The organism is Gammaproteobacteria bacterium (assembly GCA_033344735.1).
GTDB lineage: Bacteria > Pseudomonadota > Gammaproteobacteria > UBA4575 > UBA4575 > UBA1858.
Genome location: JAWPMW010000001.1, coordinates 1,072,711 through 1,088,338, shown reverse-complemented (window position 1 = coordinate 1,088,338; position 15,628 = coordinate 1,072,711). Strand labels below are relative to the sequence as shown.

Below are 15,628 nucleotides of genomic sequence, written 5' to 3'. Positions count from 1 at the left end.
TGTTGGCACGTACGCTTATTTTTGTCAGTTTACTTGAGACTAACTGCAAAATTGATCAGAATGCGGAGTCTAACAATAAAACATCGTAAGTATGCCTACTAAAAATACCTCCATACATGGCGAATGGTCCTCGCGGCTAGCGTTTATCTTGGCTGCAGCAGGTTCGGCAGTTGGACTCGGAAATATTTGGAAGTTCCCCTATATGGCTGGTGAAAATGGAGGGGGTGCATTTGTTTTAATCTATTTAGCGTGTATTGCATTATTTGGATTGCCCATAATGATGGCTGAAGTCATGCTGGGACGTCGCGGTAGACAAAGTCCGATCAATACAATGAAATCACTTAGCCAGCAGGAAAATACAAATAAAGCTTGGGGTTTATTAGGTTGGAGTGGCGTACTGGCAGGTGTGTTAATACTTTCTTACTATAGTGTCATTGCTGGTTGGTCACTTTCTTATGTGCTTGAAAGTATCTCTGGTTCTCTTCAGGGAATTAATGAAACACAAGCAGGCGAATTATTTTCAAATCTCGTTGCTAGTCCATTAACTTTAATTTTTTGGCATACATTGTTTATGGTGATGACCATGTTTGTCGTTTCAAGAGGTGTTAGTAATGGATTAGAGGCTGCAGTTAAGTATTTGATGCCGGCACTAGCAGTATTAATATTTGTGCTAATAGGCTACTCAATTTCTCAAGGCAATTTTATGTTAGGTGTGGAATTTATGTTTACACCAGACTTTTCAAAAATTGATCAAGAAGTATTATTAGATGCAATGGGTCAAGCATTTTTCTCATTAAGTTTAGGGATGGGTGCAATTATGATATATGGCTCTTATCTCTCACATAAGGCCTCTATAGCAAGAACAAGTTTTGCAGTTGCGTTTGCGGATACATCAATAGCAATACTGGCGGGCTTAGCAATTTTCCCAATTGTATTTGCATACCAGCTAGAAGCGGCACAGGGGCCGGGGCTGATTTTTAATACTTTACCGCTAGCATTTGGACAAATGCCTGGCGGCATTTTCTTTGGCAGTTTGTTTTTTGTATTGTTAGTATTTGCTGCATGGACATCATCGATTTCTTTGATTGAGCCTGCAGTAGCTTGGTTAGTTGAAAGACGTGGTTTCACTCGAATTAGAGCAAGTATAATTTGTGGCTTTGTTACTTGGTCGGCCGGTCTGGGAACAGTATTTTCATTTAACATATGGAAGACTTATACCGTATTTGATAAGACTGTATTCGACTTATTGGACTTTTTAACCTCAAATATAATGTTGCCCCTTGGTGGTTTGTTAATCGCGGTATTTGTTGGCTGGAGTATGAGAGAGAGCTCGGTGAAAGATGAGATAGCTATCGTAAATCCTATTTTGTATCAGCTATGGAGATTCTTAATTCGTTTCGTTACGCCACTAGGTGTGTTGCTTATATTCCTTCGAGTAATAGGAATTATCTAAACGGGATTTTTTGAAACTGTGTCTAGTGTTAGTCGAAGTGCCATAGTGCCATTTTCAGCAACGCAAATGTATGCGTTGGTGAATGATATTGAAAGTTATCCAAACTTTGTCCCATGGTGCTCAAAAAGCAGCTCAAAAAAAATTTCGGAAAATGAAAAGCAAGCAGCATTATATTTCTCGAGAGGAGCTATTAAAACTTCATTTACAACTAGGAATACATTATCGCCTGATGAGAGTATTGAGTTACATTTAGTGGACGGTCCATTTAGTCAGTTGCATGGTAGCTGGAAGTTTGTTGATATAGATGGAGATGGCTCGCATGTAAAGCTAGATTTAGAATTTGAGATATCTAATCGCATGCTTAAAATTGCATTGGAAACTTTTTTCAGTCAAATTTGTGACCGTTTGGTGACATCATTTGTGCAGCGTGCCAATGATGTTTACAGATGAGTAATGCTAAATACGTTGCCTATTGTATTTACAGTGCGAACTAAATTTATACATAAATTATTTGCTAGTGAAAATTCAAGTCATATATATAAATCAAAATTCTCAGTTTTTGTCTGATATGGAGTTATCCAAAGGTGCATCAGTGCAACATGCGATAATACAATCAGGCCTATTAGAAGAATATCCAAACATTTCTCTGGATAAGCATGAGGTTGGTATCTTTGGTGAGCTAGTGTCGCTAGAAACAGTATTGCAAGAGGGCGATAGAGTTGAAGTATATCGCCCGTTAGCAATAGATCCAATGGAAGCGCGCAGATTACGTGCGCAGCATGATTAATTTGAGTCTAAATTTTTTGTTTCTAAGTAATTATTTGGATGCTAATTTTTTGAAAGCGTATCAGGGAAGTACCCGCTCCATGCAAACCAATAAGCGATATGTCCAGGCAATCGAGCTAGACTTTCATTATTCGGCCCGATTAATTCTGTTTCACTAAGATGCCATTGTATATCATCTTCGAGTAATTTCCCGTCGTTGCTCAATATGAATTTTTTCCCTTTGGAGCGATAAGCTCTGACGGTCTGCGTCGAAGCATCACCAATTATTACAATGGGGATAATGCCAATTTTGTCATTAATTGCTTTGGGCGTTGCAAATAATTTTAATGGCCAGGCTTTTTTTGCGCCGCTGATGCGTAGGCCAAACACCTGTTCTTTTTTTTGTAATGAATCGTTTCTTAGGTGTGCCGGAAACATTAAATCATCGCTGCCAAAATAGGCGCCATAAGCTACGCCTGGCGAATAATCACGTTTAAAGCCTGTATTACTGCTTAGTACTTTTGTATTTGGATGCTTTGCCAACCACTTTCCCCAGGTCGTGGTGACAACGGGTAGTACTTCTAGTTCGATATCGTTATTTGTTAATGGGCCAACCACCGGTTTGCCACTAAATTGATTCCATAATGTATGTGTTTTCTGGTCATACATTAATTTGTTGGAGCGATATAAAAAACCAGAAGAGCCAAATATTATTGCTGGTTTGTCTGTCTCAAGTTGTGTTTTATATAAAATGCCAGAGCCACATAATGTGCAATACGCTAGTGAAACAGGTATTCCGCCAATCACATCATTAAACATTTCATGCCAGTCCATAATGCGGTAAGGATAAGCGCGGGTGTCGCCATTAATTGAAATGCCGAACACTAGATCTTTTTCTTTAAGATAGCTTGCTTCTTGCGGCCAAACTAAAGTGGGTTTAGTGAGTGCGGGGATACCATCTTTGCGCACACCGCCCCAAATAATTTCATTTAAACGAATTTTTCGTTCTATGTCGCTATAAAAGAATACTTCGAATTGTGGATCTATTCGGCTAAAAATATGACTTAAAAATAATTCATTATTCTCATAGCTATCTACTGGGTTTGCTTCTAGCCAGACTACCCAGTTGAACCAACGTTTACCTAGTTCTTGTCCTGTTAGTTGCTTTAATAATGGTAATGTATAGGCAGAGTCTTCTGGGAAATAGCGTAGTGTTCGTATTAACGCTGGTACTATATCTGGTTTATTTCTTTTTTTTATCCATTCTCGAGCGATGGTGCGTTCTTCAAAGGTGCCGTATAGATCAATGGCGTATTGATAGGTAGCTTTATGTTTGTCAGTATTATTTGCTAAGCAAACGGTAACTGCAGAGATTAAAGCTATCAATAAAAGATATTGTCTGGCCATATAGTTAAAACTTCCACGATAGTGTCTTAACTAGACCGGTGTTTAGTAATTGAGCTTACATTAAAGATAGTTATTTATTTGATTTTATTTTGTGTACGCTCATTAATGTTTTTAAATTATAGACAATCCAGTAACTAAAGCTAACAGTGCATAAACATGAATAAAAATAGAATTCACCGTTTATAAAGTACACAGTGGCTAATGCGGACATTATGCCGATTGAGTGCAATAGGCTGTTTGTAATCATTACTTTACCTCACGTTAGACCATTAAGATCGTATGCTTATATACAATCTATTATTGGCACTGCAGAGGGAAAGGTTAATATTGAATTGAGGGGTAGCTCACATATTCGAAAATTATCGTTAAGTTGATGCTTGAATTGGAGCTTATTACCAGTTGCGAGGACGGCCTGTATCTAAATGTAAAAAACCACTTGTTGAGTAGTAACCAACACCGCCGGCTTGTAGCGAAATGGCAGTATCGCGGAATTTTTTCAGTCCAATATCGGGAAGGCGTACGTCGATAGCCTTGCCTTGCATATGTAAACTGCGTTTTGCAACACCTGATGTGCTTTTGTGTAGTGATGCGTTAGTTTTGGGGGAACGATAACCTGAAATAATTTCGAATGGTGAATTTGATTTAGTTAATGAATGCAAGTTATAAAGCATGTCGATAAGTTGCTGATCTATCTGTGCAACTTCTTGTGTGCGGTGGTCGCGCAAGATGTAATTGATTTTTGTAAGCGCGTCTTGATTTAGCTGGTTATTTTTCCAGTAGCAACATTGTAATGTTTCATTTGTATGCAGGTTTACAAAAGACAGAATCTTGTCATCTGCAATATTTGTATTTGCTAGAATTATTTGCGGACAAGAAGCTGCTAACGCGGCGGCAGAAGCGTTAATTAGAAATTTGCGTCTATTGAGATGAGCTAGAGTCTTCGCATTGGAATGCTGAGCCAAAATTTACCCCTGTATACATGCTTATTATTTTAATTTTTAGCATTATACAAGCTCGCCAGCAATTGGGAATCCCGATTGTAGATATCTGGTCTAAAATTAACGATTCCTTGCTCATCCGCCCATGCAGTCATGTAGGTAATATGGATAGGTACTGCTTCATCCAGCGGAACTGATTTAGATTTGCTCTGTTTTGATAGATTGAGTAAGTCATATTTTGACCAGCCAAGATCATTTGATACCAATGATTCCGCTAGCCCGAAAGGGTCTTCAACACGTATACATCCATGACTGAAAGCGCGTCGCGGTAAAGCAAATAAGCGTCTTGAAGGTGTATCATGTAAATAAACACTATGAGGGTTTGGGAATATAAATTTTATATTTCCTAGAGAGTTTCCTACTCCTGGCTCTTGGCGAACTCTAAAGTTAATATTTGATTGATCAATATTAAACCAGTCTATCGTATTTGGGTTAATCACTTGAGCATATTTTCCATCAGTGCTTAGTAATTTCATGTTGTTTTTCGCGAGATAATTTGGATCTCGTTGAATAGCAGGAATGATTTCATTATTGGTGATTGATTTGGGTACATTCCAGTAAGGGCTAAGAATAATTTTGGTCAACTGTGAAGAAATTATAGGCGTCTTGTGTTTTTTCTTGCCTACAACGACATTGGATTGGTATGTAAGATGTTGATTATCGTATAAATACAATTTGTATGCAGGTATGTTAACGAGTAGGTGACGTCCCGATGATATGTCAGGCAAAGATTGCGCTCTTGCTAAATTAAGTTCTAGTTGTTGTATTCGTTCCCAAATTGGAATGTTTAATGCGCTTACAGTTTGTTTTCCGAGTACGCCGTCAGCATCTAGGCCGTGGCGAGTTTGAAACTCGCTAATCGCAAGCATCAAGGATTCATCATATAACTCACTAGATAAATCATCATTTCGATAGTCGCCATAGTTATTCAGCAACTTTCTTAGTTTGGGTATTTCTGAAGATCGATCACCAATTTGGTACGAACGTTTAGAAAGCTTTAATGGCTCATGATGATGATCAATTTTCTGTTCAACTTGTCTGTACTTGGCTAATGCATGTCTTAGATTTCTATAAGGACTATGTTTGGGTTGTAAATTTTCTAGCGTTAACTGAATAGCATTGTTATTTGCGGCTTCATTTAGAGTTTCAAGTAAAGGGATGTATTCATGAAGCGTGAATTCTGATTCAATTAGTTTCCCTTTGCTTACATGGCTTGCAAGTTTAACGAAAGCATGTGAAAAAACGATATCAGACTTGCTTAATAGTGTTGGGTCTACTGAAGTTGCTTCTAGGAAAGATTGCAACAACTCTGCATCGTAATCAAAGGCGCTGAGCCCATATTCATGTGCTTGCTTGACAGCGCTAAAAAGCTGTTTAGCATTTTCGTTGTATTGTTTCCCATCGCTCCAGATTAGTTCATAGTCTCTTAATTGGTATAAATTACTTAGCTGATTCTTGAGTGGCAATGAAGATGTTTTTATGGCGTTTATAATATTAATTTCTGCAGGCTGGGGAATAGAGCCTGTACCCATAAATGTGAAATGAAGGCCTGCATGCACAGGCGCACTGAACCATAAGCAGATAATTGCAAAGCCTAGGATGGCGCTAGCGGGCGAAAGTAATTTTAACCATGCACACTGTTTGACTGCTAGTTGTTTCAACTCTAGTTTCCTTAACTTTTGAAGCTTTATTGTTGCCGTTACTTTATGTGCTAATTCAATTTACTTCTTTGTTGAAATTCTCATTCGAAAGTAAAAAATTGTCGTAAAATGTAAATTTTAATGATGAGCTGTTATCAAAACAGACCTAACGGCGATGTGAGTTATTACAATTTTAAGTAGGTCACAGTTTGGGAAACTGTTTTGTGGTTTTTAAATTACAAGAAATTTGTAATACTTTCGATGTGATTTCGCGAGTCTTTATCTTTAGTGGCGCCTGGAAGTATTTGTTGGAGTGATTGATTGACGAGTTTATTCTTGTGCTACTTTGCTGTTTTCTTGTTCAGTGTCTGCATCTGAAACTTGTTCTTGTTGCGGCAATGGGATGTCGCTTTTCTCAATATTAATTACCTTTCCATTTTCAAAATATACCGCTACATGACGTCTTTCGGTATCACCGTAATCTGGGATTAAATAATAAACGTAGTCCCAGCGATCGGGATGAAATGAATCATTGATTAATGCGGTACCCATTAAGAATTTAACCTGCTCTTCACTCATGCCAATTTGCAATTGTTCTACTTTTTCTGGATCAACAGCATTGCCTTGTTGAACATCAATTTTATGAACAGTGAAAAGTCGTCCACTGCATCCTGTTAATGTTATTAACAGTATAATTAAAATGAATTTTAGTGGTGATTTGATCATGGAATGGTCATCTTTTTTTTGAATTAATATTATTGAATGCCTGCTTCTAACATTTCTTGAGCATGCAAGAACGTATTTTCAGTTAATGTTACTCCGCCAATCATGCGTGCAATTTCAGTAATTCTGTCTGCTTGGCTTAAATATTCGATAGCAGAAGCTGTATCTGATTGTTCAGATTGCTTGTTAACACGGTAGTGATGGTGTGCATTTGCTGCGACTTGGGCAAGATGTGTAATACACATTACTTGTCTTTTTTCGCCAATTGTTCGCAATTCCCTGCCAACAACTTCTGCCACTGCGCCGCCGACGCCAGAATCAACTTCGTCAAAAATTAATACTGGTACATCTAGTTTATCAACAGCAATCATTTGAATAGCTAAACTTATACGAGATAACTCCCCACCTGAGGCAACTTGTGAAAGTGGTAACATCTTCTGTCCGGGATTGGTTTGTACGTTAAACACAATTGAGTCCAGCCCATAGGAGGTTGGATTAGCATTGCCATCGTGACTAACAGCAATTTCAACACGTGCTTTTTCCATGCCGAGTTTTGCTAAAGCTTTGGTAATATCAGTGCTAAGTTTTTTAGCCACAGACTTTCTCTTTCCACTAATTATTTTAGCGAGTGCTTTATAATCACTTTCAGTTTTCTCCAACATAGTTAGGAGTGTGTCTAAGTCATACTCTGGTTGTGTTAGTGATGTTAGTTCTTGGCTGATTTTTTCGTGTAAGGCGATTAAATCGTCAGGAGATACCTTATGTTTGCGTGATATCTGATCGATGTTGGCTAGACGTTCTTCAGTCTGAAATAAGTCTTCGGGGTCAATTTCAATTCCATCTGCGTAATTGCGTAAGTCGTCTGCGCATTCGCTGATAATAGTAAATGCTTCTTCAAGTGATTGGCTTGTAGCTTGCAAATCTTTGTCATTATCTAGTAGTGCGCTGACTTGTGTGCATATTTGATTCAGCATTGTGTATACGTCAGAGCTTTCATCATTTTTCAATTGATGGCTTGCTTGAAGTGTAGATTTTTTTAATTCTTCTGCATTGGCCAAGCGTTTATGTTTTGTTTCTAGACTGCTTACTTCATTGACTTCTAATCCTAATTGGTCTAATTCTTCAACCTGGTAGCGCAAAAGCTCAACAGTGGCTTGTATATCACTAGAATTTTTGCTGATCTGTTCATAGCGTTGATTTTTTTTACGCCAGTCTGTAAATAATAGTGCTAACTTGCTTAAGTTTTGTTTTTGCCCGGCAAATTGGTCAATTAATTCACGTTGAGTGGTGACATTCATTAGAGATTGGTGTGCGTGCTGCCCATAAATATTGATAACACATTCGCCTAATTCCTTGAGTGTTTTTAGTGGAACAGGTATACCGTTAATGTAGGCTTTAGACTTGCCATCTTTGCGTACAACTCGACGCAGGATACATTCTGATTCAAATTCGAAGTCATTCTCTTTTAGCCAATGTGCGCTGTTAGATTTGGCTTCTATTTCTATTACCAAAATAATTTCTGCGGCTTCTTTGCCAGCGCGAATTAGATTGTTGTCTGCTCGGTCACCAAGTACTAAACCAATTGCATCAATAATGATGGATTTTCCCGCCCCGGTTTCGCCTGTGAGAGCGCTCATGCCAGAGAAAAAATCTAACTCTAGTTTTTCAATAATTGCAAAATTTTGAATATGAAGTGACTTCAGCATAATACTTACGGTTGTTGACTCCAATTTAGCTTCTCACGTAATACTTTAAAGAAAGAATAGCTATTAGGTTGAACAAGTGTCAGTGGCTTGGTCGATCGTTGCATAATGATTCGGTCACCAGGAATTACTTCAGATTCCATTTGGCCGTCAATTGAGGCAATGCCATTTAATTCATTGTGAGTCGAATAGACAATTTCAATGCGGCTATTTTCGTCGACCGCAATCGGGCGATTACTTAGAGTATGTGGGCAAATAGGAACTAATAATGTCGTTGCTACACTTGGGTGAACAATCGGACCGCCCCCAGATAGTGAATAGGCAGTGGAGCCTGTTGGCGTGGCAACGATTAGGCCATCTGCTCTTACGGTGTTTAAATATTCATCATCTATCCGTGTTTCTAATTCAATCATGCGTACTACATATCGTGCATGCAAAACGACATCATTGATGGCAAGACAAGCCGCTAATTGTTCATCACCTCGCATGTGCTTAGCAGTCATGACGGTGCGTGTTTCTAGTGTAAATTCGCCATTAAAGATTTGCTTCAGATCATAATGCATATTTTCAGGCAAAATATTAGTAAGAAAACCGAGCCTGCCTCGATTAATGCCAATAATCGGGGTGTCATGCTCCACCATCGACTGGGCGGCAGCTAGAAGAGTGCCGTCACCACCGACAACAATGGCTAAATCAATGTGTTTATGCATATCTTTAATATCAACACAGCTGGCCGTTGTATTTTCAAGGCAATGTTTGGCATCTTCGTCGACACAGATCTGAATATCATTAGACTGCAGAAAGTCATGCAGGCTACGAACCGTCTCGAAAACAAGCATGTCATTGTGTTTAGCGATAATGCCGACAGATTTGAATTTATTAGTCACAGGTTAAATAGTATTCAGGTTTTAGTGGGTATATTTGCAATCTATGCGCAGCTTACCGTTAATCCGGTATCAGTCCAATTTTGCCCTAGAATTTTAGGATGGTGTATATTGGCACTCTAGGATCTTGAGTGCCAAGATTTTATATTGGTGTCCCTGAGGATGATATTAATGCAGAAAACAGATTTGGTCGATTAAATGGACAATCAGCTAGATGCACGTACACAGCACTTATTTCGAGTGCTTGTACAAAATTATATTAATGATGGGCAGCCAGTCGGCTCTCGCACCCTTGCGCGTGTGTCAGATCTTGATGTCAGTCCGGCGACTGTACGCAATATTATGTCGGACCTGGAGGTGTTAGGTTACTTGCATTCTCCCCATACATCCGCAGGGCGAATTCCCACGGCACAGGGTTATCGGTTATTCGTGGACACACTCATAGAGGTGAAACCACTAAATTCTTCAGTTGTTACTGGTCTTAAGTCGCAATTGATTGATACGAGTGTAAATCAGCAGAGTGTTGTTGAAACCGCATCAAGTTTACTTTCATCACTGACACAAATGGCTGGTGTAGTGACTATGCCACAATATGATAAAGCAGCATTCAGACAAATTGAGTTTTTGAGTCTTTCTGATAGACGCATACTAGCTATTCTGGTGGTTGACCAAAAGGAAGTACATAACCGGATTATTCATTTAGATAGAGATTACTCATCTAGTGAATTGAGAGAAGCAGCTAATTATTTGAATGACATCCTGGCGGGGCGAAGCTTGCAAGAAGTTCGCAAATTATTGCTTAAAGAGTTAGATAGTGTGCGCCAAGATATGGATAACTTAATGCGTACAGCGATTACTCTAGGTGAGAAAATATTTGCTGAAGAAGAGGAATCTTCTTCTGCGCAAAATTATTTTGTCGATGGCCAAACTAATTTGATGGAATTTGAAGAGTTATCAAATGTAGGGAAATTACGTGGTTTGTTCGAAGCATTCAGCCAGAAAAAAGAAATACTGCATTTGCTAGATCGCTGCATATGTGCCGAGGGCGTACAAATTTTTATCGGTAGTGAATCAGGATATGACGTTTTTGATGATTGTAGCGTAGTATCCGCCCCTTACAGTATCAATGAGGATGTTAAAGGTGTGTTGGCTGTGGTTGGTCCCACGCGTATGGCTTATGATCGCGTCATCCCTATTGTTGATGTCACAGCTAAATTGCTCAGTGAAGCCTTGAACTCGGAATGAGTTGCCCCCACTTAATCATGCATCTAAATACCAGTTTATTTTTCGTGTAGGAGTACACAATGTCAGAACAATCAGAATCACATCCAGAGTCACAATCTGATCAAGAAGATGTTGAAGCTGCAGTGGAACAAGAAGCAAAGAAAGAATCTTCTGATGAAGCAACTGCTGAAGCTGATATAGAGCAAGCGCTAGTCGAAGCGCAGAACAAAGCTGAAGAGAATTGGCAGCTTTATATGCGTTCTCAGGCAGAGTTAGAGAATACTAAGCGACGTGCGGATCGGAATGTGGAGAATGCGCATAAATTTGGGTTAGAGAAATTTGGTATGGAATTGCTATCGGTTAAAGACAGTCTCGAACTGGGTTTGAGCGTCGAAGACAGCGATGCTGCCAAACTCAAAGAGGGGACAAATCTAACGTTGAAAATGCTCACTCAGGTCATGGAAAAATTTAGCATTATGGAAGTTAATCCTGTTGGTGAAGCATTTGATCCAAATCTTCATCAGGCAATGAGTATGCAAGAATCTGCTGAACATCAGCCCAATACAGTCATTGCTGTCATGCAAAAAGGATATGTATTGAACGACCGTTTGTTGCGTCCCGCGATGGTGATGGTATCAAAGGCCCCTTCCTAGAGGTGTATTTAAGAATTTTTAAGCATTTTTAGGCCTTTGGTCGAGGATAGGCTAAATAAATTAAATTAAATCCTTGAAATTAGTAAGCTTGGCCTCATATATGAGTGCATAGATTAACAACTTGAACATATTTATTTTTTTGGAGTAGCAAAAATGGGAAAGATTATAGGAATTGACTTAGGTACCACCAACTCATGTGTTGCGGTCATGGATGGCGGTACTGCCAAAGTGATTGAAAATGCTGAAGGTGATCGTACCACTCCATCGATTATTGCCTTTAGTGAAGATGACGAGGTATTAGTAGGCCAGTCAGCTAAACGTCAAGCAGTGACTAATCCTGAGAACACATTCTTTGCGGTTAAACGTTTGATTGGGCGACGTTTTGAAGAAGATGCTGTGCAAAAGGATATCAAGTTAGTACCTTATAAAATTATTAAGGCTGAAAATGGTGATGCATGGCTTGAGTCTCATGGAAAGAAGATGGCTCCACCAGAAATTTCTGCGCGTGTTCTTATGAAAATGAAGAAGACTGCAGAAGAATATTTGGGTGAAGAAATTAGCGAAGCTGTTATTACAGTACCTGCTTATTTTAATGACTCTCAACGTCAGGCAACTAAAGACGCAGGCAAAATAGCTGGTTTAGATGTGAAGCGAATTATCAACGAGCCAACTGCGGCAGCGCTTGCATACGGTATGGATAAGCAACGGGGCGATCGTAAGATTGTTGTGTATGATCTTGGTGGTGGTACTTTCGATGTATCGATTATTGAGATAGCTGAGATTGATGGCGAGCACCAATTTGAAGTGTTATCAACTAATGGTGATACATTCTTAGGTGGTGAAGATTTTGATATGCGTTTAATTGATTATCTTGCTGATGAGTTTAAGAAAGAGCAAGGTTTTGATTTACATAACGACCCACTTGCTTTGCAGAGACTTAAAGAAGCTGCAGAAAAAGCCAAAATCGAACTTTCATCATCGCAGCAGACTGAAATAAATCTTCCGTATATTACTGCAGATCAAAATGGTCCTAAGCACCTTAATATTAAGGTTTCACGTGCCAAGCTTGAGTCATTGGTCGAAGATTTAGTTGAACGCACTATTGCTCCGTGCAAAATGGCATTAAAAGATGCTGGTCTTAGCGCTTCTGATATTGACGATATTATTTTAGTCGGTGGCCAGATCCGTATGCCTAAAGTGCAACAAGCGGTACAAGACTTCTTTGGTAAGGAACCACGTAAAGATGTGAACCCTGATGAAGCAGTGGCAATGGGTGCAGCGATTCAAGCAGGTGTATTAGGCGGCGATGTTAAAGATGTTTTATTGCTTGATGTGACTCCTCTATCGCTTGGTATTGAAACTATGGGTGGCGTGATGACTAAGTTGATAGATAAGAATACAACTATTCCGACTACTGCATCGCAAGTGTTCTCAACTGCTGAAGATAATCAAACAGCTGTGACGGTACATGTGCTGCAGGGTGAGAGAGAACAAGCAGTCGGGAACAAATCTTTGGGTCGCTTCGATTTGAGTGACATTCCTCCTGCGCAACGAGGTGTGCCACAAATAGAGGTAAGTTTTGATATTGACGCCAACGGTATTTTAAATGTATCTGCAAAAGATAAGGCGACAAATAAAGAACAGTCCATTGTGATTAAAGCATCTAGCGGATTGTCAGATGAAGAAGTCAACAAGATGGTTCAAGACGCTGAAGCGCATGCAGAAGAAGACCGCAAGTTCCAGGAACTTGTGAGTGTGCGGAATCAAGCAGATGGCATGATTCATGCGACTGAAAAAACATTAAGCGAAATGGGTGACAAAGTGAATGCGGATGAAAAATCTCGTATTGAAGCGGCGATTGCTGATTTGCGTGAAGTGTTAGACAAGGATGATAAAGATGCAATTGAATCTAAAACGCAAGCATTAACTGAGATATCGCAAAAGCTGGCTGAGCAAATGTATGCGGATGCAGGTGCCGCCGCTGAAGGTGAGCCTACAGCAGAGAATGCAAGCAAAGAAAATGGCGATGATGTGGTTGATGCAGAGTTTGAGGAAGTTAAAGAAAATAAGTCTTAAGCATCAGTATTAAGCGCGGTATCAATAGTCCGAAGTAACAGGCTTCGCAATATAATTGCGGGGTCTGACTTTGGACTTTACTTTATCTGGGAATTAATAAATTTAGTGTAGTTGCAGATGGCGAAAAGGGATTATTACGAAGTACTGGGGGTTTCACGCGACAGCGGCGATGCGGATTTGAAAAAAGCGTATCGACGTTTGGCTATGAAATATCACCCTGATAGAAATGAAAATAATGCAGATGCTGAAAATAAATTTAAGGAAGCTAAAGAAGCATACGATGTATTGTCAGATGGGCAAAAACGCCAAATTTATGATCAGTACGGCCACGCGGGTATAGAACAACAAGGTGGATTTTCATCGCAAGGAGGTGCTGATTTTGGAGATGTGTTCGGTGATATCTTTGGTGATATTTTCGGAGGAGGAGGTCGTGGCGGACAAAATCGTGCTTATCGAGGTGCAGACCTTCAATACAATTTAGAACTAAGTTTAGAAGAAGCAGTCTTTGGTAAAGACGCTGAAATAAATATTTCATCAAGACAGTCATGTGAGACATGTTCTGGTAGCGGCGCTGAACCCGGCTCAACACTTGAAAATTGCGAAACTTGTGGCGGTGTAGGACAAGTTAGAATGCAACAGGGGTTCTTCTCCATACAGCAGCCGTGTCCGAAGTGTCGTGGCAAAGGAAAAGTAATTGCTAATCCTTGTACCGTTTGCAGAGGAGCTGGGACGGTTGAGAAACCAAGAACATTATCCGTCAAAGTTCCCGGTGGTGTGGATACTGGAGACAGAATTAGACTAGCCAATGAAGGTGAGGCAGGGGAAAATGGTGGCCCATCAGGAGATTTATATGTTCAGGTTAGCGTTAAGCGACACCCTATCTTCAAGAGAGATGGAGAACATCTGCACTGTGAAATTCCTATTGGATTTGTCGATGCTGCTCTAGGTGGGGAAGTAGAAATTCCTACACTGGATGGAAAGATTACTTTAAAAATTCCGGCCGAGACTCAGACTGGAAAGCAGTTTAGACTGAAAGGCAAAGGTGTAAAGCCCGTAAGAGGCGGTGCTCAAGGTGATATGTTTGTACATGTACTCACTGAAACACCGGTAAACTTAACCAAGAAACAAAAAGAATTATTGCAAGAGCTTAATACTTCATTGCTCTCGGGCGGTAAAAAACATAGCCCTAAATCCCAAGGATGGGGTGATGGCGTCAAAAGCTTTTTTGAAGATCTAAAATTTTGGTCGGACTAAACTGAAATAATGACTACAGCAATCGCAATCAATGGTGCAAGTGGGCGTATGGGGCGAGCCTTGGTGCAAGCCTGTGTGGAATGCTCGAGTACTAGTCTGGCTGCAGCGCTAGTCCGTGTTGGTTCAGAATACGAGGGTAGCGATGCTGGCACTGTGGCAGGTATTGCACCTACGAAAGTGTTAATGCAAAGTGAACGAAGTAAATTGCCTAGCGTTGATGTTTGGATCGACTTTACTTTGCCAGAGGGATTGATGGACGCGCTTAATTATTGTCTAACGAATAATATTCCTATGGTGATTGGTACGACTGGATTAAGCGAATCGCAATCACAGGCAATTACTCAAGCAGCGACTACAATTCCCATTGTCTTTGCGCCCAATATGAGTGTGGGTGTAAACCTTTGCTTAAACATTCTTCAAACTGCAGCGAAAACCCTGGGTGAAGATTACGATATAGAGATTGTAGAAGCACACCATAAGAACAAAGTAGATGCGCCTTCAGGCACTGCATTACGTATGGGGGAAGTGATTGCAGAATCAATCGGAATTAATTTAGAACATAAAGCTGAATATACCCGTCATGGAAATATCGGTGTTCGCAAGCCAGGCGCTATTGGATTTCAGACAATTCGTGCTGGGGATATTGTGGGTGAACATACCGTAATCTTTGCAGGCATTGGCGAACGGGTTGAAATTGCTCATCGTGCAACCAGTCGATTAACTTTTGCGCGCGGTGCAGTGCGTGCAGCGACTTGGTTACAAGATCAGCCCGCTGGGTTATATGATATGCATAATGTGCTCGGCTTATCTTGAATTTATTTGAGTGCTAGCCCTACCGGGACAGCACG

14 protein-coding genes are annotated in these 15,628 nt (G+C 40.0%); 8 read left to right on the top strand and 6 right to left on the bottom strand.

Going from position 1 to position 15,628, the window contains the following annotated elements:
- The first annotated feature begins 91 nt into the window (after positions 1 to 91).
- From R8G33_05555 to R8G33_05545, 3 genes are all read left to right on the top strand, one after another.
- Positions 92 to 1,453 carry a sodium-dependent transporter gene (locus R8G33_05555; GenBank protein ID MDW3095123.1) on the top strand — a complete coding sequence of 454 codons (1,362 nt, stop codon included), beginning with the start codon at positions 92 to 94 and terminating at the stop codon, positions 1,451 to 1,453.
- 18 nt (positions 1,454 to 1,471) lie between these two features.
- A complete protein-coding gene (locus tag R8G33_05550; protein MDW3095122.1) occupies positions 1,472 to 1,903 on the top strand; it encodes a type II toxin-antitoxin system RatA family toxin in 432 nt (143 codons plus the stop codon).
- Positions 1,904 to 1,970: 67 nt separating this feature from the next.
- Positions 1,971 to 2,240 (top strand): RnfH family protein, encoded by a 270-nt coding sequence (locus tag R8G33_05545; GenBank protein MDW3095121.1) that lies wholly within the window; start codon positions 1,971 to 1,973, stop codon positions 2,238 to 2,240.
- A 41-nt stretch (positions 2,241 to 2,281) separates the two neighbouring features.
- Here the strand turns inward: R8G33_05545 and R8G33_05540 are convergent, their stop codons facing one another.
- The 6 genes from R8G33_05540 to R8G33_05515 form a co-directional block, all read right to left on the bottom strand.
- Positions 2,282 to 3,625, bottom strand: coding sequence for a DUF3179 domain-containing protein (locus tag R8G33_05540; protein MDW3095120.1), 1,344 nt, complete (start codon positions 3,623 to 3,625; stop codon positions 2,282 to 2,284).
- A gap of 392 nt (positions 3,626 to 4,017) precedes the next feature.
- Positions 4,018 to 4,587, bottom strand: a complete 570-nt coding sequence (locus R8G33_05535; protein ID MDW3095119.1) for a DUF882 domain-containing protein — start codon at positions 4,585 to 4,587, stop codon at positions 4,018 to 4,020.
- Between the two features lie 29 nt (positions 4,588 to 4,616).
- Positions 4,617 to 6,284 carry a L,D-transpeptidase family protein gene (locus tag R8G33_05530; GenBank protein ID MDW3095118.1) on the bottom strand — a complete coding sequence of 556 codons (1,668 nt, stop codon included), beginning with the start codon at positions 6,282 to 6,284 and terminating at the stop codon, positions 4,617 to 4,619.
- A 309-nt stretch (positions 6,285 to 6,593) separates the two neighbouring features.
- Positions 6,594 to 6,989: an outer membrane protein assembly factor BamE gene (locus tag R8G33_05525; protein ID MDW3095117.1), complete on the bottom strand. Its 396-nt coding sequence runs from the start codon at positions 6,987 to 6,989 to the stop codon at positions 6,594 to 6,596.
- A 29-nt stretch (positions 6,990 to 7,018) separates the two neighbouring features.
- On the bottom strand, positions 7,019 to 8,692 hold the full coding sequence (gene recN, locus R8G33_05520) for a DNA repair protein RecN (GenBank protein MDW3095116.1): 1,674 nt from the start codon (positions 8,690 to 8,692) through the stop codon (positions 7,019 to 7,021).
- 5 nt (positions 8,693 to 8,697) lie between these two features.
- Positions 8,698 to 9,576, bottom strand: coding sequence for an NAD(+) kinase (locus tag R8G33_05515; protein MDW3095115.1), 879 nt, complete (start codon positions 9,574 to 9,576; stop codon positions 8,698 to 8,700).
- Between the two features lie 195 nt (positions 9,577 to 9,771).
- Between R8G33_05515 and hrcA the strand changes: the two genes are divergently transcribed.
- From hrcA to dapB, 5 genes are all read left to right on the top strand, one after another.
- The gene (gene hrcA, locus R8G33_05510) at positions 9,772 to 10,818 is read left to right on the top strand and encodes a heat-inducible transcriptional repressor HrcA (GenBank protein MDW3095114.1); all 1,047 of its coding nucleotides are present in this window, start codon (positions 9,772 to 9,774) and stop codon (positions 10,816 to 10,818) included.
- A gap of 59 nt (positions 10,819 to 10,877) precedes the next feature.
- The gene (gene grpE / locus R8G33_05505) at positions 10,878 to 11,450 is read left to right on the top strand and encodes a nucleotide exchange factor GrpE (protein MDW3095113.1); all 573 of its coding nucleotides are present in this window, start codon (positions 10,878 to 10,880) and stop codon (positions 11,448 to 11,450) included.
- Positions 11,451 to 11,603: 153 nt separating this feature from the next.
- Positions 11,604 to 13,526, top strand: a complete 1,923-nt coding sequence (gene dnaK / locus R8G33_05500; protein MDW3095112.1) for a molecular chaperone DnaK — start codon at positions 11,604 to 11,606, stop codon at positions 13,524 to 13,526.
- Between the two features lie 117 nt (positions 13,527 to 13,643).
- A complete protein-coding gene (dnaJ, locus tag R8G33_05495; GenBank protein ID MDW3095111.1) occupies positions 13,644 to 14,780 on the top strand; it encodes a molecular chaperone DnaJ in 1,137 nt (378 codons plus the stop codon).
- Between the two features lie 9 nt (positions 14,781 to 14,789).
- Complete coding sequence (dapB, locus tag R8G33_05490; GenBank protein ID MDW3095110.1) at positions 14,790 to 15,593, top strand: 4-hydroxy-tetrahydrodipicolinate reductase; 804 nt, start codon at positions 14,790 to 14,792, stop codon at positions 15,591 to 15,593.
- Positions 15,594 to 15,628: the final 35 nt, after the last annotated feature.